This is a genomic window from Haemophilus parainfluenzae, assembly GCF_900450995.1.
In the GTDB taxonomy this organism is placed as follows: domain Bacteria; phylum Pseudomonadota; class Gammaproteobacteria; order Enterobacterales; family Pasteurellaceae; genus Haemophilus_D; species Haemophilus_D parainfluenzae_O.
The window spans coordinates 1-19999 of record NZ_UGHY01000002.1; the positions used below are offsets into that span (position 1 = coordinate 1).

Annotated in this window: 32 protein-coding genes, 1 tRNA gene and 4 pseudogenes; 29 read left to right on the plus strand and 8 right to left on the minus strand. The window is 40.5% G+C overall.

What is annotated here, in order from left to right; all coding sequences use genetic code 11:
• Positions 1-301 precede the first annotated feature (301 nt).
• From DX522_RS00025 to DX522_RS00060, 15 genes and pseudogenes are all read left to right on the plus strand, one after another.
• Positions 302-574, plus strand: a complete 273-nt coding sequence (locus DX522_RS00025; RefSeq protein WP_262054103.1) for an LIC_12616 family protein — start codon at positions 302-304, stop codon at positions 572-574.
• 196 nt (positions 575-770) lie between these two features.
• Positions 771-983, plus strand: coding sequence for a DUF3383 domain-containing protein (locus DX522_RS11475; RefSeq protein ID WP_262054104.1), 213 nt, complete (start codon positions 771-773; stop codon positions 981-983).
• A complete protein-coding gene (locus tag DX522_RS11480; protein ID WP_262054255.1) occupies positions 973-1131 on the plus strand; it encodes a DUF3383 domain-containing protein in 159 nt (52 codons plus the stop codon). Before DX522_RS11475 ends, DX522_RS11480 begins: the two co-directional genes overlap by 11 nt.
• A 28-nt stretch (positions 1132-1159) precedes the next feature.
• Positions 1160-2088 (plus strand): annotated as a pseudogene (locus DX522_RS11930) (DUF3383 family protein).
• 71 nt (positions 2089-2159) lie between these two features.
• Positions 2160-2591 (plus strand): phage structural protein, encoded by a 432-nt coding sequence (locus DX522_RS00035; protein ID WP_115179383.1) that lies wholly within the window; start codon positions 2160-2162, stop codon positions 2589-2591.
• A gap of 59 nt (positions 2592-2650) precedes the next feature.
• Positions 2651-3000 (plus strand): annotated as a pseudogene (locus DX522_RS00040) (phage tail assembly chaperone).
• Between the two features lie 151 nt (positions 3001-3151).
• The gene (locus DX522_RS11495; protein ID WP_262054106.1) at positions 3152-3382 is read left to right on the plus strand and encodes a hypothetical protein; all 231 of its coding nucleotides are present in this window, start codon (positions 3152-3154) and stop codon (positions 3380-3382) included.
• On the plus strand, positions 3363-3704 hold the full coding sequence (locus DX522_RS11500) for a hypothetical protein (protein WP_262054107.1): 342 nt from the start codon (positions 3363-3365) through the stop codon (positions 3702-3704). Before DX522_RS11495 ends, DX522_RS11500 begins: the two co-directional genes overlap by 20 nt.
• A complete protein-coding gene (locus tag DX522_RS11505) occupies positions 3679-4047 on the plus strand; it encodes a hypothetical protein (protein WP_262054108.1) in 369 nt (122 codons plus the stop codon). Before DX522_RS11500 ends, DX522_RS11505 begins: the two co-directional genes overlap by 26 nt.
• Before the next feature lie 37 nt (positions 4048-4084).
• A complete protein-coding gene (locus DX522_RS11510) occupies positions 4085-4384 on the plus strand; it encodes a hypothetical protein (RefSeq protein ID WP_262054109.1) in 300 nt (99 codons plus the stop codon).
• A gap of 154 nt (positions 4385-4538) precedes the next feature.
• The gene (locus DX522_RS11515; RefSeq protein ID WP_262054110.1) at positions 4539-5246 is read left to right on the plus strand and encodes a hypothetical protein; all 708 of its coding nucleotides are present in this window, start codon (positions 4539-4541) and stop codon (positions 5244-5246) included.
• A gap of 5 nt (positions 5247-5251) precedes the next feature.
• Complete coding sequence (locus DX522_RS00050) at positions 5252-6037, plus strand: phage baseplate protein (protein WP_115179384.1); 786 nt, start codon at positions 5252-5254, stop codon at positions 6035-6037.
• Between the two features lie 5 nt (positions 6038-6042).
• Entirely contained in the window at positions 6043-6351 is a 309-nt protein-coding gene (locus DX522_RS00055) for a phage baseplate plug protein (RefSeq protein WP_115179385.1), read from the plus strand.
• Between the two features lie 134 nt (positions 6352-6485).
• Positions 6486-6611, plus strand: a complete 126-nt coding sequence (locus DX522_RS11520; RefSeq protein ID WP_257004065.1) for a hypothetical protein — start codon at positions 6486-6488, stop codon at positions 6609-6611.
• A gap of 14 nt (positions 6612-6625) precedes the next feature.
• Positions 6626-7482, plus strand: a pseudogene (locus DX522_RS00060) (phage protein).
• 30 nt (positions 7483-7512) lie between these two features.
• Here the strand turns inward: DX522_RS00060 and DX522_RS00065 are convergent.
• Together DX522_RS00065 and DX522_RS00070 are read right to left on the minus strand one after the other, a co-directional pair.
• A complete protein-coding gene (locus tag DX522_RS00065; RefSeq protein WP_053465044.1) occupies positions 7513-7797 on the minus strand; it encodes a helix-turn-helix domain-containing protein in 285 nt (94 codons plus the stop codon).
• Entirely contained in the window at positions 7787-8107 is a 321-nt protein-coding gene (locus DX522_RS00070) for a type II toxin-antitoxin system RelE/ParE family toxin (RefSeq protein WP_053465043.1), read from the minus strand. The genes DX522_RS00065 and DX522_RS00070 overlap by 11 nt, the downstream gene beginning before the upstream one ends.
• 301 nt (positions 8108-8408) lie before the next feature.
• On the opposite strand from DX522_RS00070, the gene DX522_RS11525 reads away from it, so the two are divergent.
• The 14 genes and pseudogenes from DX522_RS11525 to DX522_RS00135 all read left to right on the plus strand — a co-directional run bounded on the left by DX522_RS11525 (position 8409) and on the right by DX522_RS00135 (position 17590).
• Positions 8409-8765, plus strand: coding sequence for a Gp138 family membrane-puncturing spike protein (locus DX522_RS11525; protein ID WP_262054112.1), 357 nt, complete (start codon positions 8409-8411; stop codon positions 8763-8765).
• Between the two features lie 50 nt (positions 8766-8815).
• Positions 8816-9167 (plus strand): annotated as a pseudogene (locus tag DX522_RS11935) (hypothetical protein).
• Between the two features lie 128 nt (positions 9168-9295).
• The gene (locus DX522_RS00085; RefSeq protein WP_115179386.1) at positions 9296-10609 is read left to right on the plus strand and encodes a DUF4041 domain-containing protein; all 1314 of its coding nucleotides are present in this window, start codon (positions 9296-9298) and stop codon (positions 10607-10609) included.
• 334 nt (positions 10610-10943) lie between these two features.
• On the plus strand, positions 10944-11834 hold the full coding sequence (locus tag DX522_RS00090) for a phage antirepressor N-terminal domain-containing protein (RefSeq protein WP_115179387.1): 891 nt from the start codon (positions 10944-10946) through the stop codon (positions 11832-11834).
• Positions 11835-11947: 113 nt separating this feature from the next.
• Positions 11948-12535, plus strand: a complete 588-nt coding sequence (locus tag DX522_RS11540) for a baseplate J/gp47 family protein (RefSeq protein WP_262054115.1) — start codon at positions 11948-11950, stop codon at positions 12533-12535.
• 46 nt (positions 12536-12581) lie between these two features.
• Positions 12582-13091: a hypothetical protein gene (locus DX522_RS11545; protein WP_262054116.1), complete on the plus strand. Its 510-nt coding sequence runs from the start codon at positions 12582-12584 to the stop codon at positions 13089-13091.
• Positions 13091-13666: a DUF2612 domain-containing protein gene (locus tag DX522_RS00100; RefSeq protein WP_115179388.1), complete on the plus strand. Its 576-nt coding sequence runs from the start codon at positions 13091-13093 to the stop codon at positions 13664-13666. Before DX522_RS11545 ends, DX522_RS00100 begins: the two co-directional genes overlap by 1 nt.
• Positions 13667-13675: 9 nt before the next feature.
• Positions 13676-15178 carry a tail fiber protein gene (locus DX522_RS11550; RefSeq protein ID WP_262054117.1) on the plus strand — a complete coding sequence of 501 codons (1503 nt, stop codon included), beginning with the start codon at positions 13676-13678 and terminating at the stop codon, positions 15176-15178.
• Positions 15178-15648: a hypothetical protein gene (locus tag DX522_RS11940; RefSeq protein ID WP_315972042.1), complete on the plus strand. Its 471-nt coding sequence runs from the start codon at positions 15178-15180 to the stop codon at positions 15646-15648. Before DX522_RS11550 ends, DX522_RS11940 begins: the two co-directional genes overlap by 1 nt.
• On the plus strand, positions 15630-15797 hold the full coding sequence (locus DX522_RS11945; RefSeq protein ID WP_315972043.1) for a hypothetical protein: 168 nt from the start codon (positions 15630-15632) through the stop codon (positions 15795-15797). Before DX522_RS11940 ends, DX522_RS11945 begins: the two co-directional genes overlap by 19 nt.
• Positions 15776-16060 (plus strand): DNA helicase UvrD, encoded by a 285-nt coding sequence (locus DX522_RS00115; RefSeq protein ID WP_115179389.1) that lies wholly within the window; start codon positions 15776-15778, stop codon positions 16058-16060. The genes DX522_RS11945 and DX522_RS00115 overlap by 22 nt, the downstream gene beginning before the upstream one ends.
• Entirely contained in the window at positions 16047-16430 is a 384-nt protein-coding gene (locus tag DX522_RS00120; RefSeq protein ID WP_115179390.1) for a hypothetical protein, read from the plus strand. The genes DX522_RS00115 and DX522_RS00120 overlap by 14 nt, the downstream gene beginning before the upstream one ends.
• A 174-nt stretch (positions 16431-16604) precedes the next feature.
• A complete protein-coding gene (locus DX522_RS00130) occupies positions 16605-16931 on the plus strand; it encodes a hypothetical protein (protein ID WP_115179392.1) in 327 nt (108 codons plus the stop codon).
• Positions 16931-17590: a hypothetical protein gene (locus tag DX522_RS00135; RefSeq protein WP_115179393.1), complete on the plus strand. Its 660-nt coding sequence runs from the start codon at positions 16931-16933 to the stop codon at positions 17588-17590. Before DX522_RS00130 ends, DX522_RS00135 begins: the two co-directional genes overlap by 1 nt.
• A gap of 101 nt (positions 17591-17691) precedes the next feature.
• Here the strand turns inward: DX522_RS00135 and DX522_RS12005 are convergent, their stop codons facing one another.
• The 6 genes from DX522_RS12005 to DX522_RS00155 all read right to left on the minus strand — a co-directional run bounded on the left by DX522_RS12005 (position 17692) and on the right by DX522_RS00155 (position 19825).
• The gene (locus DX522_RS12005; RefSeq protein WP_115179394.1) at positions 17692-18021 is read right to left on the minus strand and encodes a DUF1870 family protein; all 330 of its coding nucleotides are present in this window, start codon (positions 18019-18021) and stop codon (positions 17692-17694) included.
• A complete protein-coding gene (locus DX522_RS11555) occupies positions 17967-18113 on the minus strand; it encodes a hypothetical protein (protein WP_262054118.1) in 147 nt (48 codons plus the stop codon). Before DX522_RS11555 ends, DX522_RS12005 begins: the two co-directional genes overlap by 55 nt.
• Positions 18114-18156: 43 nt before the next feature.
• Complete coding sequence (acrIIC4, locus tag DX522_RS00145; RefSeq protein WP_115179395.1) at positions 18157-18423, minus strand: anti-CRISPR protein AcrIIC4; 267 nt, start codon at positions 18421-18423, stop codon at positions 18157-18159.
• 109 nt (positions 18424-18532) lie between these two features.
• The gene (locus tag DX522_RS00150; protein ID WP_262054119.1) at positions 18533-19090 is read right to left on the minus strand and encodes a site-specific integrase; all 558 of its coding nucleotides are present in this window, start codon (positions 19088-19090) and stop codon (positions 18533-18535) included.
• On the minus strand, positions 19087-19518 hold the full coding sequence (locus DX522_RS11560; protein ID WP_262054120.1) for a hypothetical protein: 432 nt from the start codon (positions 19516-19518) through the stop codon (positions 19087-19089). Before DX522_RS11560 ends, DX522_RS00150 begins: the two co-directional genes overlap by 4 nt.
• 221 nt (positions 19519-19739) lie before the next feature.
• Positions 19740-19825, minus strand: a tRNA-Leu gene (locus DX522_RS00155).
• Between the last annotated feature and the right edge of the window lie 174 nt (positions 19826-19999).

Here is a 19999-nt window from a genome sequence, read left to right on the forward strand (position 1 = left end):
ATAAAAATCTACACCATTAAGCCGTTAAAAATAGGTGATTTGGTTATTTATGAAGGGGAAACCTACAAAAAAAAACCGTAGCAAATTGGGAAAATATGGATACCACAACAATATCGGCGTTAGACACAGCCAAACTGCGAAAGTGGATTCAACAGGCTTTACAGTTACCTAATGGTGCCGTTATTGGCTGGCTCCCTGAAAATCCTTTACCTGCTTTTATTACCGTGGATTTGATGACAAGTAATGAAATCGGCAGGCCACGAGAGAATTTGACGGTAAGCGTGAGCGTATCATTCAGTCAATGCAAAGCACTGTTAGCGTCTCTTGTTTTGGTCGGAATTCCCTTGCGCAGTGTTACAAGCTAAAAGCCATTTTCCAAAGTTCGGCGTTTCTTTCTTTTCTAAAATCAAATCACTGGGGCGTGATTCGTTTTTCAGATGTCCGCAATTTAACGGCTACCGTTGGGGCAGATTATGAAGAACGAGGGCAGTTTGATGTTGTATTTAGCCATCATCACATTGTTGATACACCTCTAGATCCGATAGAAACGTTGAACAACGCACAAACCATTTAATTCAACAAATAGGAGGATAGCCTTATGGCATTATCTATCTCGCAGATTGTCAATGTGCAGTTAAATACTGTGCCAAAATCTGCCGCGCGTAAATCATTCGGTATAGTAGCATTGTTCACGCCCAGAGGCAGGACAAGCATTTGCTGATGCGAGTACGCGTTATGTTTATGTCGAAAATCAACGTGATGTAGAACAGTTGTTCGGCACAAATTCAGAAACAGCAAAAGCAGCACAGCCATTTTTTGCTCAAAGCCCTCGTGCAAAACAATTAATTATTGCGCGCTGGCAAAAAGAACCCGCAACCATTGATGCAACCAAAAACACATTAAGCGGTGCAACCTTATCGGATGATTTAGAGCGTTTTAAAAACGGTTGTAAATGGTCGATTCACTCTGACTATTGGCACTGAAACCAAGAAAGTAAATGGGCTATCTTTTGCTGATGCATCAGATTTCAATGCGATTGCAGTTAAAATCCAAGAGAAATTGACAGCACTTCCTTCATCTTTATCTATCTCTTACGATAAGCGTAGGACAACGTTTTATCATCACATCTAACAACGCTGGAGAAGATACAGCGACCGAAATCCATTACGCCTTTAATAGTGGTGGTAACGGTGAGTATATTGGCTCATTGCTTAAATTAGAAAATGGCCAAGCAAGCCGAAAAGTAGGCAAGGCATCAATTTCTTTGAAAAAAGAAACCGTTGCAGAGGCATTATTTAACGTAGCCGAAGTGAATAATGCGTGGTATGGCTTTACGTTTGCTGCACAGCTTACTGATGGTGAAGTGGAATCTGCTGCAAAATACGCGCAAGCTAATACCAAAATGTTTGGTGCGAATGTTATTCGCGTTGAACAGCTTGAATGGTCTGCTGATAACATCTATAAGAAATTATATGATGCAGGTTTAGATCACACATTAGCGATGTTCGATAAAAACGATATGTACCCAGCATCTTCCGCATTGGCTCGTTTATTATCAACGAACTTTGCGGCAAATAATTCAACCTTAACGCTTAAATTCAAGCAACAACCAACTATTACAGCAGATGAAATTACGGCAACGGAGTTCTCTAAGGCTAAACGCTTAGCATCAACGTGTACACCTATTTTGATGATGTAGCGATGATTGCTGAAGGTACAGTGATGGGCGGTAAATTTGCGGATGAAATCGTTATCTTAGACTGGTTTACCGATGCTGTGCAAAAAGAGGTATTTGCTCGCTTGTATAAATCACCGACAAAAATCCCATTAACAGACAAAGGCCAAGCGGTATTAATTGCTGCCGTGGAGAAAGTTTGTTTAGAGGGTGTAAACAATGGTGCTTTCGCACCAGGTCAATGGACGGGCGATAGCTTTGGTAACTTGACGACAGGTGATTATCTTGAGAAAGGTTACTATGTATGGGCGGCACCAATGGATACGCTATCTGATAGCGACCGTGAGCAACGCCGTGCAACGCCAATTCAAACCGCAGTGAAATTAGCAGCGCAATTCATTCAAGCGATGTGATTGTGAACTATAACCGATAATTCAAAAGCCAAGGAGAAATTCTTGGCTTTATTCTACTAGAGGAAAAAACTATGGCAGTTTTCGATCCAAAACAAGTTGTCGTGTTATTAGACGGCAAAGAAATAAGTGACTGGGCAGACGGATCAGATGTGATTAATGCGACCAACCAAGTTGATGCGGGGCAAATGGTTATTGGTGCAAATGGCACAGGCGTATTTATCGCAAACCCTGACCAATCAGGCAAATTAACCCTAAAAATTAAACAACATTCTGAGGATAACGCCTATTTATCTAAGTTGTTTAATCAACAAAAAACCAGTATTAAAACCTATTTACCGATAACTCTCGCTATCCGCGATTTAATCAATGATGATGTTGTCACGGCAAGTAAAGGGTATTTCACCACGCCTGCGCCTTACGTGCGTGGGAATGGACACAATGCGACAACCTGGACGATTGTGTTTGAGAAAATGACGATGAATCTTGAAAAAGGTGTTCAATAATGGAAAGTAAACAAATCAATATTGAAAATGTCACTTATACGATGACGCCAGCTAATGCGATGACAGCATGGACTGCACTCAAAAATGCAATGAAATTATTGCAATCAGTCGATTTATCATCATTAGGTAACAATAAAAAACTCGGTGCAAGCGTATTGACGACTGTATTGGCGAATTTAGGCGACCCAAGCATTAAAGAGCTTGAGGATATTGTGCTTAAACATACCTCATGTGAGCAAGATGGCAAACTATACGACTGTCTGAACGTTTTGATAGTCATTTTAACCAACACCGTGGGCATTTAATCCCAGTATTAAAAGAAGGGTTGATGTATCAATTTGCTGATTTTTTTATCGGTGGGGGCGGATTGCTGAGCAATATTCAAGCCAATCTAAAAGCGAAGAAATAAGCCAGTCAGACAGCAAAGTTGACTGGTTTATTTTTACGCCCATTGTAAAAAAACTTTTGTTCACTACACGAATTAAGGTCGGTTTATTCGTTAACCGACCTTTTATCTTTCCATGAAGTCATTGTTGAATTAAATCAAATGGAGCAACGCAATGCTACTCGATGAACTACTGATTAAAATCGGCATTGATGCGGATAGCCAAGCAATGCAACAGTTTGAGCGATTCCTCAATGCAATTGGAGACGGCACTGAAGACGCAGCAGAAAGTTTAGGTGCCTTTGGTCAAGCGTTGGAAGATGCCGCTAACGAGGCCGCTAAACAAGTCAGAGACATGCCTGAGTTCAGCGAGTTTTTTGCATCGCTTGAAAAAACTACAAGCTGAAACAGAAAATCTTTCTGAAGATGAAGCCTTAGATGCGTGGGTGCAGAAACTTATCGAAGGGGATAAGCTCTTATCTGAGTTTGGTGAGAGCTTTCTTGAAAACACTGAACAGCTCTCGAAAGAGTTACAAGAAGCGGGGTTAAGTGCCGAGCAGGTTGAGAAAGTTATTGGCAAACTCAAATCTGCGATTGAGCAAAAAACCGATGCTACCGAAAAAGATACAAAAGCCGTAGAAGATAACGCCAAAAGCACAGAAAATTTATCTGACAATATCATTGACTTGTGGGCGACCCAATATGGTGGCAGTCGGCTTATTGAATAAATTCGAATTACTTGGCATTACCATCAATAAAACCACTCTTAAAGTTGCGGCATTTGGTGCAGCTTTCTACGCTGCCACAATCGGAGTGAAGAATTTTGTTGATGCTAATCTTGATGCACTCGATGAAATTAAACAACTCTCAGCTGTCACGGGCGAATCAGCCGACCAAATTTACAACTTAGGTAAGGTTGCAGAGGTCAATGGCTCATCCGCACAGGCTGCCCAATCGTCTATTGAAGGATTGTCTCGTGTTATAGGTGAGGCAGCAACAGGTATCGGTCGAGGGGCTAAATCATTTGAGCAATATGGACTAAGCGCCAAAAAAAGCGAATGGGGATGTTAAAACCTCAAGCGAAATGCTAGGTGAAATCTCGGACAAGATGAAAGCAATGGGCGAGCAAGAGCAAATTGCGATGCTTGCGAAACTCGGCATTGATGGTTCGATGATTCAAACCTTGCGTCTTGGTAATGATGAGCTGAAAGAACAAATCGCCCTTGCAAGCGCACTTACACTTGGGGTGGGTAACGCAGAAAATGCAGAAACTGCCGCCGCTTTTAAAGATGCGTTGACGCAGGTTTCTCAAGTATTTAAGGCTATTGGTGAATATGTATCACTCCGTGTCGCGCCATCCATTCAGCGATTAGCCGAGCGGTTTACAAAAATGGTTTACCGAGAATAATGAGTTTATCAAGACCGCACTCAACGGCTTTGGCAAAATACTGTCATTTTTATTTGAGTTAGCCGCGGCCATTGATAATGTTGTTGAACATACTGTTGGTTGGAAAACTGTAATCTATGCATTAGGTGCAGCGTTATTGTGGTTAAGTCGACGGATGTTATTAGCTTTTGCGACCAACCCTGTCACATTGATTATAGCGGGCGTTGCAGCCTTGTTTTTACTTGTTGATGACTTTATCACTTATCTTGAAGGCGGAGAAACGGCATTAGGTGAATTTTGGAAGCCATTTAAGAGCGCACTTTTATGGGTAAAATCCACGTGGAAAGATTTTGTTGATAACTTTAGTGTCGATCCAATTGGTGCAACATTATCCCTCATCACAGATATGCTTGAGTTACCGTTTAAGCTTGGGCTCGCGCTTGTTGGTGGTTTGTGGAATTTATTTACTGGCGAACAGTTAGATTTGGATGTTATCGAGACCAAGTTCGCCCAAGTCACCGACTGGATTAAAAAGCCATTCCAAAGTGCATTTGATTGGGTTAAGGGCTATTACGACCAATATATCGCACCGATTGTTGATACAATAAAAGGGTGGTTTAGTGATAGTGGCGAAAAGGTGGGAACAGCAAGTCAAAATGCGAAAGCCTATGACACGATGATGTTTGACCCATCTTACACAGCGGCTCCTCAAGTTGCTGCGGCAGGAGTCAATAATAAAACTTCAAATGCGGATAACAGTGTCAAAAACAGCAATAACAAAATCACCATTACGCAAAATATCCAAGGCACGGACAATCCAAAAGCAGTGGCAGACCAATCGGCTCGCGCGATCAATAATCAACTTTCACCTGTTGTGGGGTAGCCTCTATGTTAAATTTTGCACAAGTATCCAATCGTAGTATTGGCACAATAACATTCGATGTGGTTACAACAGAAGACCATCAGTCGGATTTATCTATTACAGAAAACCCGATTGAATCAGGGGCTGCCATTGCTGACCATGCAGTTATTCAGCCTAAACAAGTTACCATTAATGGTGTAATGGTTGATCACGACCATTCGACTTTTGGTTTAGACCTTCCGTTTATCGGCAATATTCGTGGCGGGATAGACTTTCTTAACAACTTTCCTCTGCCAGTTAAGGTTATCACTCAAACATCGCAAACTATCGCAAGAGCGGGGAGAGCGATTAGCCAAGTTGCAGGTGCGTATAGTCAAGCGAAGAGCATTCTTAATCAAGCGCGAACCATTGCCCCTTTTTTGCCTGACTTTGGGCTAGGCGGATTGCTAGATAGCAGTGCAGGGGATAGCAGAGTGCAAAAATGCTATGCCGACCTTGTTGCTTGCCAGAAATCAGGGGAAACCATTGATATACAGACAGGGATTAACTTGTACAAAAACATGCTAATCCAATCTGTAGCGGTCAATCAGTCACAAGATGGCAGTGCAACATTTACCATAACGGCTCGTGAGATATTTATTGTTGAGACGCAAACAGCTCAATCTAAATCTAAGACAGGGGTATCGGGTAAAAGTAAAAGCGGTCGAGCAGCGACTCAATCAGCAACAAAATCACAGCAAGGTTCTACTCAACCAAAGAACGATACACCTAAAAGAACCTCTTCGCTTTTCAATCTTTTTAAATGGTGGTGAGACGTATGCGTAAAATTCCATTAACACAACATCCTTATCAGGAGCAAACTTTTGAATTTAACGGCATAAAAATCCGCTTAACCTTGCGATTTAATAGTATTGGACAGTTTTGGGCAATGGATGTATTTGAGCCAGTAAATCAAAAACAGATTTGTCGAGGTCATGCGCTCGCGTGCGGAGTGCCATTATTGGCTCGCAGTACGCAGCCTTATTTCTTCTATTTGGACGATGAAAGTGGTGCTGAATTAGACCCAATGAGTATGGAAGATTTGGGCACTCGATGCTTTTTGTATATAGGCGAAAAGGCATCGTAAATTAATAGATAAAAATAACCCCGATAGCTAGGCACTATCGGGGTTTTTATTCCAACTTTCCCAATAAAGAAGGAACAAATTTTGAGTAAGTATAGCAAAACTAAGTTAAAAATACACTTAAAAGAGGGTTAGAAATGGAAACAAATGCAAGTCCGATTATGCGAGGTGCAATCGCATTCTCTATTGTTATCGTTGCGCTTGGCTTGTTTGCTTTATGTATTACACCGTTGGCAAATGTCCTTATTGAACTTGCTAAATAGCGCAAGGAGAGACAATGAAACAATTTGGCAGACGTTGGAAACTCGACATTAGTAACGACCAAGAACGTTAAGCATTGAGCAATTACGTGTTGCGTTTGAAATTGATAAAACCATCAATGAAAAGCCTAATCCCGCTAAAATCCAAGTGTGGAACTTAAATCGAGACCATATCAACCAATTATTAAGCCAAGACTATAAGAAAGTTGCCTTATCAGTTGGTTATGGCGAGTTACGCCAAATCTATGCGGGAGATATTACCAAGACAAGAATCCAACGAGAGGGATTGGATTTTGTCCTTACGCTTGAGTGTTCGGACGGGCATCAAGCCTACACTCAATCGAGAGCTAAAACAACATTAAAAGCAGGAGCAACAGACAAACAGATTGTTGAGGAATTGCAAAAGACCATGCCTAAAGTACAGTCTGGTGCCATTGACATTCCTAATCAGCGCAAACTCCCTCGTGGTAGGGTATTAAACGGCAATAGCCGAGATATTCTCACTAAAATTGCGCGCAATAATAAGGCTGATTGGTCTATCCAAGATGGCTCGCTTATTTTTCTGCCGAAAGATAAAGTGCTAAGTGATGATGCTGTACTGATTTCTCAAGATACAGGAATGATTAATGCACCAGAACAAACCGATGAGGGACTAGAGCTCACTTGTTTACTCAACCCTGCATTACAAATTGGCGGACTTGTGAAAGTTGAATCTATCATTGAGTACTTCAATGGGGAGTACAAGATTGTAAAACTTGCGCATTCTGGCGATGGTATCGGTGGGGATTGGCACAGCAAGATGACGGTTGTCGGGGGCAAATTCCAAAAGGTAGAAAAGCCTAAAAAAACGGACAAAAAAGACAGGAAAAAATGACCGCACTTTTGTTAAGTGCAGTCATTTATATTAAATGACACCGACACGCAATTCGGCACCGCAAGCATGCGCATAGCGTTGTAGTGTTAGAAATGAAGCCCGACTGGCATTCTTTTCTAATTTGCTGATTGCCGGTTGAGTTACACCCATTTTTTCGGCAACTTGAGAAATAGTGAGACCTGCACGAATACGCATTTCTTGGAGTAGTGATTGCAGTTCCTCAATACGTTTTTCTTGCAAATAAAGTGCTTTAGTTTCTTCGTCTTGAAGTAAGGTCTCTTTTACTTGTTTGTAACTTATCGGTTTAACTTTCATCGGTCATTTCTCCTAAACGTTTTAAAGCTAATTCAATTTCTGACGGTGGGGTTTTCTGTGTTTTCTTAACAAAAGTGCGCAGGATGTAAATTTTCTTCCCTATGGCAAAAGCAAAAAAGGTGCGCGAAATATCTTTATTGCCAGCGCGCAGTTCAAATAAACCATTACCCATTGCGCGCGTATGCGGGAAACGAAGCTCACTGCCTAATGTTTCTAACTTATCCAGAGCATTTAACGCTTTAGCTCGCATTATTGGAGATAAGGCTTCAATTTCAGCGAATGCTTCAGGGTGAAATAATAACTCGAACATAAAACTCTCATAACTTTTAAGTTATGCAAATCATAACATATTTAAAATATAAATCAAAGGTTATATTTAATGAACCTACGCACAAACCTTAGCAACGCCAGAAACCGCAACCGACCATCAAATCCAACAAAACCAACTAATTTACATACTGCACTTCCTGCAAAAGTGGTGAGTTTTGACCCAGCCAAAACAAACTGTATCACTTGCCATACAATAAAAATGCAGTTAGTCGATGGAGTGGGGCAGATATACCGCCACTTCTTGATGTGCCTGTGAGTTTTCCTCGTGGCGGGGCTTTGCAGTGACATTCCCGCTTAAAGCAGGTGATGAGGGGATAGCGATATTTTCCGAGCGTTGCATTGACGGATGGTGGCAAAACGGTAACGCATCAACGCCTTTAGATTTTAGGCTACATGATTTATCCGATGCGATGTTTATTCCTGGCATATGCTCTGTGCCGAAAGCTATTGGCGGATTTTTTACCGAAGGGTTATCAATGCAAACCCTTGATGGCGGCACATACATCAGAATCAAAAACGGCTCGATTTTGATTAAAGGAAATATCGAACATCAGGGCCATACCTCGCAAACAGGCTCGCATAGCTCCACAGGCGTTATCTCGAGCGATACAGATGTAAAAGCAAGTGTATTTCAGTGAAAAACCATAAACATACAGGCGACAGTGGCGGTAAAAACAGGAGTGCCAGAATGAGAGTAAGACGACTTAATAAAGAGCACGATTGGACATTTGGCAAGGCTTTTCAAACTACGCAACAGAATCAGATGCCATTGCTCAAAATGTACAAACTCGCCTTTGGTCATTTGCTAATGACTGGTTTTTAGACCTAGAACACGGTTTGCCTTGCTTGAACAAATGGGGCGAGGGGTAAATATGGCAGACTGGGAAATCAAAATAAAACGCTATGTGTTGGAAACTGAAGGTGTAAGCAGAATAACTGATTACCAAGCTAATTTTGATGCAGATACACGCAAGCTGACCATATCGATTGATTACCAAGATATTTACGGACAGCAACAAACCGCACGTTATGACGCTTAAAGTGTGGTTAAATTAAGTAAAGTTTTGTGATGAAGATCGCAAAATAGAAAATTTCTGATTAAAAATCTACATAAACAATTTTGGTTCCGTAGAATAGATACTCCTATTTTTAATGAAGGATGCATACTATGGAACCAAGCAATATTTTTGCCACAATTATTGTAATTTTAATGTTACTTAGCCCTTTTTATCTTGTTTATCTGATTATAAAGAAAATAAAAAAAGGCAAGGATCAAAAGATACAATCGGAATATAACGACCTATCATCAAAAATTAAACACCTACAAGATGAGATTAATGAAAAGTCAAAAGAGTTATCTTTAATTAAGGATGAGCTTAAGAGTTATGAACCAGAAGGGGCTTTATTAAGAGTTGGATTATACCAGCCTATATTTAGCTTTGATACCTCTGAAGAATATAAAGCAAAAATTCTTGAATTAAGAGAAAAGCAAAAAGCACTATTTAAAAGTAATTTGGCTTGTACTTGCTCTACAACATGGACTGTTGGGACAGGTAAAGATGCTAAAAAGCAAGGTGCTAAAATGACAAAAAATAATATTGATTTAGCTTTAAGAGCTTTCAATAATGAATGTGATGCGCTGATTAGTAAAGTTAGCAGTAGTAATTTTGAAAAAATACGAAATGGAATCCAACATTCTTATGAGCATATTAATAAGCTAAATCAACACAATTTAATATCTATTAATCCAGCTTATTTAGCTCTTAAGCTAAAAGAATTAATGGCTACCTATGAATATGCCTTGAAGAAAGAGGAAGAAAAGGCAGAACAAGCCAGAATTAAAGAGGAAATGAGAGAAGAGGCTAGAGCACAAAGAGAATTAGAGAAAGCTAAAGCTGAGGCGGAAAGAGCTCAACGAGATGCCGAGAAAGAGTTGGAAAATGCTCGGAAACTGCTTGAGAAAGATCAGGCTAACACTGAGCTTCAGGCAAGAATCGCCGAGTTGGAGCTGAAATATCAAGAAGCCTTGGAAAATAGCCAGAGGGCTATTTCTCAAGCTCAACTAACGAAATCCGGGCATGTTTATGTAATTAGTAATATTGGTTCATTTGGTGAGAATGTGTTTAAAATTGGTATGACACGCCGATTAGAGCCATTAGACCGTATAAGAGAATTGGGCGATGCTAGCGTGCCATTCTCTTTTGATGTTCACGCATTGATCTATAGTGAAGATGCGCCAGCATTAGAAAATGAATTGCACAAGGTGTTTGCGGATCATCAAGTAAACCGTGTCAATCCACGTAAAGAGTTCTTTAAGGTACCATTAGAGATAATTGCCGACGAGGTCAAAAAACGCAATGCTAAAATTGAGTTTACAATGCTGGCCGAAGCGTCGGAATATTATCAATCCTTGGCAATGGAGAAAGAGCACAAATATACTGATATTATTGAATCTGATGATGAAGATTTATCAGAAGAATAGTTACAAATCCCCTTGACACCCAAGGGGATTTTTCATTATTATTTTTATCAAGCAGATAGTTATCTGCTCAAGGTGTCGAAGCCTTATTAGCAGTAAGCGGTTAGTCCGCTCCCGATAGCATAGCGGTTTTTTTTATGCGTAAAATTTAGCAACCTTGTTTGTTTATTGCCATTAAACATTCATTACGCATAACCATATCTTATCTATGCCGAGTGGGCGACTAATACAATACCCGAAAGGGAAATATGTCCAGCTGACTTACTGCAGCCTTCGAACCACTTGGCGCCCAACTTGCGGCATCTTAAAAATATCGAAGAAACAGTAGGAGACAGTTATGTCTAATCAAATCTCAACTCAAACAATTTCATTCAACAATCAGTCATTAATTACCGTTGAACAAAATGGCGTGCATTATGTTGCTATGAAGCCTATTTGTGAAAATATCGGCATTCAATGGGAATCGCAATACAATCGAATTAGACGTGATGATGTACTAAATTCAGTTATATTCATCATGAATATGACTGGAAGTGATAGTAAGAATTATCAAATGATCTGCTTACCAATCGAATATTTAAACGGTTGGTTATTTGGTATTGATATTAATCGTTGTAACCCAGAAATCCGTGACACATTAATCAAATACAAAAAAGAGTGTTATCAAGCGTTACATGATTATTGGTTTAATGGTAAAGCAGAACGCAAAACTACGGTAGATGATCGCACAGGCCTACGCAATGCTGTAAATATGTTAGTTAGCAAGAAAGGCTTAATTTATTCTGAGGCTTATCATTTAGTCCATCAACGCTTTAATGTGGAATCAATCGAAGATTTAACATTAGAGCAATTACCGCAAGCAGTAGAGTATGTTCACAAAATAATTTTAGAAGGGGAATTAATCACTGAGGCTGAATTGCCTAGCCGTGAAAAGAAATTCAGCTTTGAATTTACCGAGTACGAACTCCAACAGCTTATTTGGTTATGGTTTGCTTTCAAACGTGGCGTCGGCACATTCCAACATATTGAGAGAGCCTTTAACGTTCTAGGCTCGAACATGAGTGGGCAAATCTACGGACAGGCTTACGAATATTTAAGCGTGTTACGCTCAACAAACAAAATCTTAAACCGCATTACACAAGAGTTTGAGATTGACCCAATGACAAATTGGCGTGTATTAAAACACTTGCGAGGCTTTAATCCAAAAGCAGTCAAAATCGACTTCTAAAAACAACGGAAAATCCGACCTCACTTACCGCTTACGGGAAACTGTAAGCGGCTTTAGGCGTGCTTAAAATCACAACCCGATCATTTCCGATCGGGTTTTTTATTGGAGAAAATATGGCAAAACTGATTGAAACAGGCATTCAAATTGATCGATTAAACGAAATCGTAGCACGATTTGAAGATGGATTTAGACAAATCTATGGGCAGAATATCGACCTATCGCCCAACTCACCCGATGGGCAAATGGTGGGCTTACTTGCTCAGATGAAGATGGATATTGAGGAGCTTGCCGAGAACGTATATCGACAGTTAGATCCTGATGTTGCGACAGGTGCTTGGCTCGATCAACGAGTCGCTTATGCAGGATTGATAAGACGAGCGGCAAGCTATAGCTATTTGCGCTCAGTAATTTTGACAGGGGAGCCTTTAACTCACCTTTATGCAGGGATTGTAGTGTCTGACCCACATAAAGTTCGATGGGTATTAACGGCAGATGTGCAGCTAGATAGTAATGGCTCCACCCGTGCGGACTTCCGCAGCGAAGAATTGGGTGCGTTTAACCTCATAAAAAACACGAATTTAACCATTGAGACCGTTACGCTTGGTCTTACCTCGGCAACCACATTCGAAAATGCCGAAATTGGCGAGGAAGAAGAAACCGACTTGCAATTACGAGAACGTTTTTTTCATCAGCCGAACTAAAAATGCGCAAAATTCTGCCGATGCTATCCAGTCAAAAATTGCCGCATTGCCTGATGTTAGACAAGTTAAAGTGCTAGAAAACAATACTAAACAACGTGATAAATATGGGGTTGAGCCTAATTCGTTGAATGTTATTGTCGATGGCGGTGAAGATGAGCAAATCGCTCACGTTATTTATGAAAATAAAGGAGCAGGGGTCGGGTTGCAAGGTGCTACAGAAACAACTTTAACGGTAAATGGCGAACGTAGAGCATTGCGGTTCGACCGCGCAACGCCTGTTGATGTGCAAGTGTCTATGCGTTGTGTTCGATACGAAGATTTTACTGAAGTAGATAAGGATGAAATCAAGCGATTATTATCCATTCAACGCTTTGGCATCGGGCAAAATCTTTCACTTTCCCGACTTTATTCGCCAATTAATAAAGTGGGTGGTTTCTGGGTGAAAGAACTAAAAATTGGGCGCAAAGGGCAGTCTCTCACCACGGAAAATATTACCGCACAACCACGTGAATTAATCCGAATTTTAGCAACGGATATAACCATTGAGGTGGAATAATGGGCTATTCTGATTTGTTGATTTGGCAATACCGAAACAAGCCCAAAGCCGTCTCAACGATTAAGCTATTTGAAAACATTATCGGGCAAGGCTTTATCGATTTATATCGATTGCAAGATGTGCTGAATATTGAAACGGCCACAGGGCATCAGCTTGATTTGGTCGGTAAACACGTCGGGCAATTTCGGGTTATTAATGGCTATCAATTGCGTAAGTTTTTCGGTTTCCGCAATTCGCCTAATGCACTGGGATTTAGCAAAAAAAGGCTAGGCGGTGCGCAATGGTATCGGAAACGAGACCCACTGTCTGATTCTGTCAGATTATCTGATGATGATTATCGATTCTTAATTAAATGCAGAATCCTCAAAAACTACCAAATAGGCACGCTACCAAACTTAATTGAGGCGTGCCTATTTATTTTTGGCGAAGGTTGTCACATCGTGGATAACTACGATATGACCGTCTCTATCTCTGTTCCAAGCACTATCACATCTGATTTTAAGAAATTCGCAATCAACCACTTAGATATACTGCCACGCCAAGCAGGTGTGCAATATCTTTTCAACCTAATATAGAGGTCACATATGGCATTAGTAAATAAGCCAGATGAAAGCATTTTTGCGTCATCTGCAAAACAAGGTGAGGTCGATAATTTCCCTGACTTATTGCGTGGTTGGGGGATTACGTTTGACCAAACTCAAGGCATCCCTCCTATGGAGTGGTTTAACTTCTTATTTAAACGACTTGACGAAAAACACGCTTATTTGATGCAACGAGGGCTACCCGAATGGTCTGCTACGCAAGACTATACTAAAGGCTCTTGCGTGCAGTTTGATGGCGTAAGCTACCGAGCATTAAAAAATAGTAAAAATAACAGCCCGAATGAATCAAATTCCCAATATTGGGTACGTTGGGGATTTGCATTGAGTGAAATTGCTCAGGCGACATTAACTCAATATGGGATAACCAAACTCTACACTGGCTACGATAGCCAAAGTGAAGATTTAGCATTAACGCCTAAAACCGCTTATCAGCTAAAACAGCTTATTGACTCCAACACACGTGCGCTTGGCAATGTTATCCCAAACAGCAAAAAATCCTCTGCAGTAAATAGCAATAGCGCAGACACCGTGGCAACCAGTGCTGCGGTTAAGACCGCGAATGATAACGCAAATGGACGCGTGTCAAAATCGGGCGATACGATGACAGGCAACTTAACTGTACCCAATATCATAGTCAACGACCCAACAAACAATAACAACTCTGTGCAAATAGGTGATGACACAAAGTTAATTGATGTTGACATGGTGCATACCGTTGGATTGCAAGCAACAGACAATGCAAATGATGCCTACATTGCCTATGGAGCAACCAAAAAACGATTTGGTTTTGATGGCGTAAATTTTTCAGCTGAGAGTGGTCTTGGCGCAAAATGGCATGGGAGCAACAAGCAAGGAGAAGGTGCTTATGTTGATCAATATAACTCATTAGCTCCCTATTATGTCGATGTAGGGAACGCTATGGGGGCTAATATCTATTATCCCTTTATAAAGGGTAAAGTCGCAAATGGCCATATTTATGGCGAGTCTTTTTCATTTGGTTATGTTACGCCGGGTGTAATTAACCAATTTGGATCAGGCGTCATTAATCTTACCGATGATGTTCAAGGTAATAAACAATGGCACTTTCAACATGACGGTATTTTCCGGTCTGCAGGTGATGTGATTTCCGCAAGCGGGATATCACTCGATGCATTATATAATAATTTAAATACATACAGTAATAAGTTAAACGAACTCATTAATGGGTTTACTGCGACGTGGTATGGCAGCCATTATCAAGGTGCGGAAGTTTATAAAATTAAACAAGGGCGTTTAATGATTATTCGAATGAATATAGGTGTGATAAATCAATCAGGCAATTACTATCTCCCCGAATCCTTTGATGGTGGGGCCACTGCAATCGCAATTGATTCTGGTGGTGGTCAAAATAATGTCGGTGCAATTTTTGCAGGCGGTAATGTTGTTTATATAGGTATAAACAAAGGTACAAATGTTAGCGTTATTGTGATAGGAGTAAAAAATTAATGAAACAATTTAATTTAACTCAATTAGTTTTCGATGATTTAAATCATGATACCCATCTAATAGATGGATGGCATCCTGTAGAAGAACAACGAGATATTGACAAAATATGTGAAACAATAACAGGTGGCGGCAAAGTTTGGTTGGAAAACGGTAAAATTCAATGTTCCGGCAAGGCCCCGAGTCAATTTCACGTTTTTAATATGGAGACAAAAGAATTTGAGCTTTCAGCCGAAAAACAAAGCGCACTTTTTGCACAACAAAAAGAAGGTTTACTCAATAAGTTAGCGGACAAAGCCGACCAACTGAAAAATAGCTTGCTGGTGGGCTACCCACAAACGGAAATCGAAAGTTTTTACCGTCAGGAAAAAGAGGCTCTCGCATGGCAAGCCGACCACAACACACCCACACCAATGCTTTCGCAAATTGCTCGTGTACGTGGTGTGCGCTCGATGTGCTTATTAGCAAAGTGATTGAAAAATCCACCCAGTTTGCCGTGGCGATTGGCTTGATTATTGGGCAACGTCAGGCATTTGAGGACCGCTTGTTCGCTTTAAAAACACCAGAGGAATTAACCTCACTTGAACAGGAGATTGAACAATGGCAATTCCAAGCAAATTAAAATGTTATGGCTATCACGTGGTCATTGCCATAGACCAACTGTTTAACGCCTTAACAGGTGGCGCAGCGGATGAAACCCTCTCCAGCCGCACTTATCGCGGTGCTATTTTAGCGGATAAACCGAAAAAACGCTGGCGTGTGCTGTATCGCGTCATCAATAGCCTTTTCTTTGACTGCAATCACTGCAAAACGGCCTATGAAAGCGAGATTTCGGGCAAACAACATGATGAACGCTTCAAGGCGGTGCAACATGCAGGAAATTAGTTTTAACGAGGAAATTAGTTTTAAGTGGATTCGCGGTGATGATGAAGAGGAAACCTTAGAGTTTTACGGGGAAGATGGCGAACCTTTAGATTTTACAGGCAGTCGGTTTGATTGCGATATTGTGCCTGTAAGCAAAGGCGAGCGTATTTGCCTATCTAGCACAAGCGAGAGTATATCGGTAAAAAACAATAAGGTGACGTTTATCATCTCACACGATAAAACTGAGCAAGTCGATTGGACGCAAGCTAAATGGGATTTGCAACAAACCAATGGGCAAGGGCTCATCAAAACCCTGTGCGGAGGTAAGATAACTCTCCGTAAGGATATAACTCCCCGTAAGGATATAACATATGACGTGCCTCAGCGCTAAACCCAAAAACAAAATCAAGGTGCAAGTGCAATCTAAGCCCATTATTTCCGTTGCACTTAAACCCAAAACTAAAATTAATATCAAGGTGGCAAAAGGATTTAGGGTGATAAATGCGGAAAACCCCATTATTCCAACTCTACCTGATTTAATCCTCAACTACAAAATAGGACGACTATGACAACACAAACAATCCAGCAATTATTAACCGAATTTGCAACTTACTTAGGCGAGCAAGACAAAAATATTTTGGCTCAAATTGATGCTAAGGTCACTCAGCTTAAAAATGACCTGTTAGGCGGTGAGGTATCAGCAGATTTAGATACATTCCGTGAGCTCGCGGAGGAATTACGCAAACTCAAAGCAAGCGGAAGCAGTGCCCCTGAGGCATTAACCACTAAACTGACTGAATTTAAATCGAGCCTAGATGAGGTGATTGAGCAAATTAACGCGCTAAAAGCAATGGACTTAATGGCAGCTTATCAAAAAGGTAAAAATAGCTAATGGACCTTTTGCAACAATTACCCGAAGTCATCGAGCAAATCGGGCGAGATGTTAAAGCCATAACCGTTGTACTTGGTAGCGGTCGTCCTGATAAGCCCGAAACCACAGGTGGCAAAATAACAGGGCAGGAGCCTAACGGCACCATTTATGAGTCATCAGATGGCGGCCGAGTGGGTGCATGGAAGTGGCAAAAACGTAATGGGAAATGGGTGGTCACCGATGGTGATACAGGCTTGGTTAATGCTGTAACTAAAAACCTAAAGCCTGGTGCTTACATTAAATTCCGCAGGCAAGGAAACCTTGTATCATGCCACATGGGCGGGTTATCTTGGGGATTGTTTGGTTATCTGGGCAAAACCGAAAAAGGTTATAGCCCACGACAAGCAGGTCGAGTTGAGGTTATCAGTCAAGGAAATATCCCTCTTGGTTTTAGAGCTGACGACTCTTGTGGATTTAGTTTATTTGATGATGACACCAACCGAGCTGTTGCAGGTGTTTATGTGGGCGGGGTTGGCGATTCTAATTTTATGCGATTCACGCCTTATCACGCAGACCCTAAAGTAAAAGGCAATGATGCAATACCTGACATCGGGCCAAAAAACTTAAGACCGCCAGCGATGATGTGGACAACATCCGATCCATGGCCTGATAGGGTTTAAAATAATTTTATATCTCTAAATAGTATTCTTTGGTGATTCAGAACCATTTCCTGAAACTCTGCCTTAATCAAGAAGTTCAGTAACTTCTTCCATAAATAAAGCTATCTAGACGCAGCCCACATTGCTCTAGATGGCTTGCTATCATTCAGCCTATTCTCCTTAATAAATCTCTCAAAATCCTGCTTATCAAATTCGACCAATTTAGCTCCAAAATCTAACGATAGAGTAGAGGCTAGCGATTGAGAAAATCGCCACTCGAGAACGTTCTCGCAGTATTCTGGGGTTTTGTAATAAATAACAGAAATTCCCTTCGCCTTTTCTCCCATGTTGTAAACTTCCGCTATAATCTCTCTTCGTCTTGATAGCAAGGAGTTGATTAGTTCTTCAACATCCGGCTTAATAGTTCTTTGACCATTTTCCCAATACTCCACGAACGCTTGCTGACCTGTCCAATATGTTCTGCAGCTTCAACCGTTGATAAACCCAACAGCTTTCTTGCGACTTTTAGTTCAAGTGGTGTCATAGTGTTATCCTTATAGAAAAGCCGTCAAATGACGGCTCTTAGTTTAAAATTGAATACCTTGTTTCTCTGCTAAGTCGATGGCTTTCTGTAATTTTTCAACCGCCTCATTCACAGCTTCTTGATTGAATTTCTCTGCTAATTCTTTTGAGTAGTTTTCATTTTTAAAGAAATCTCTCGCAGAGCTAAATTGCTCAACTGCTGATTTAAATAGTCCTTTGATTGGATTTCGATGGTTTTTCGGTAAGACTGAAAGTTTAGCAAAGTTTTCAGATGTTGCGATTGTAGCAAAGTTTGCAGATGTGATTTTCATAATTTTCTCCTTGAGATTAGAGTCGCACCATTGCGTTCTCTTTATGGGTGTATAATGTTCGCATTTGACGAACAAGTCAAGAGGAAAATTGTAAAGATTTGTAAATTTTTTAATCCAACAATTCAGCAATCTCTTCCATATTCGGGGCGTAATAGACATTTTGAAGTATTCTGATGTCTTTATGCCCCGATATTTTCGCTAACGTCATTACATCAACTTTTTTAGCTAATCTGGTTAATGCCTCTCGTCTTGTATCGTGGAAGTGTAAATTATCTCTGTTGGCCGCTTTCTTTAACTTCCTAAATGTTGCATCAAGTATATTTGATTTCACTTGAAAGCAAGTTTCACCTTGTTCTATTTCGTCTCTTAACCTTTCCAGTATTCTCACCGCATTTTTTGAAAGTGGAACGGTCCGAGAATTGCCGTTTTTCGTCATTGGTAAATAAGCTGTCTTTCTTTCTAGGTTTACATTACCCCAAGTTAATCCGCATATCTCACCAGCTCTCATCGCAGTTTCAACAGCAAATAGCACTGCCGCACCTGTGCGAGCCTTAGCAGTCTTTAAGCTCTCATTATATCCGCTAATCTTGATAATCTCGTCTATATCTTCTTGTGTAAATCTTTGAGTTCTTGGTTTGCTTGCTTGTGGCTGTTGCAATCCAGTCATAGGGGAGGTTTGGATATACCCCAACGCTCAACGGCAACTTTGAATATATGCCCGATGGTAGATAACTCCCTGCGAACACTTTCACCTTTAACGGTTTCTAGTCGCTCTTTAATCCACAATTCTAAATCTTGGCGAGTAACATCAGATATATATTTATCTGTTATAGGATGGCGCAGAAAACGAGTTAAGCGGTTGAATTCGTGCTTTTCGCCTCGTTTCGTTGGCGTAACCTCATTCAAATAACGCTTAATCACATCAGAAAATAGCGTTTCTGGCTGCATACCTTTAGCTATTAACTCTAATTTCTTTTCTTCTTCCGCTCCCCACAAGATAGCTTCTGTCTTTGTTGAGCAGGTTTTGGATTTTCTTTTACCGTCTCGATAGACTTCTACACGCCATCTATCGCCACGTTTTCTAACTGTTGCCACTTTATTTAATCTCTAAACGTAAAAACTCGCCAAAAATTAAACCGCTTGGCGTAATTTTGGCGTAATGAACGCATAAAAATATATAAAAATACATAAAAAATGGCAATACTGGATAAGATTAAAAGAGTGGAAAAGTGATATTTAAGTATCGTAAAGTGTTGATTTTATTAATAGAAAAGCAGAAAAGAAAAATCCCCGTCCAATGAACGAGGATTATAATGTGGTGCCTAGGGTCGGACTCGAACCGACACGGTTATTCACCGGCGGATTTTGAATCCGCTGCGTCTACCAATTTCGCCACCCAGGCATTTGGGTTGCTCTGAATTATACGTTTATCTTACTTCGTTGCAAGTAAAATTTCATTAAAAACGTGTGGTTGTTTTAAATTTCATCAACTTGTATTCAAATATAAAAGGGAAGTTTAAAATAATTTGATACGTTGTCACAATTTATGAGTAAAATAAAAGCTTAGTATTTCTAC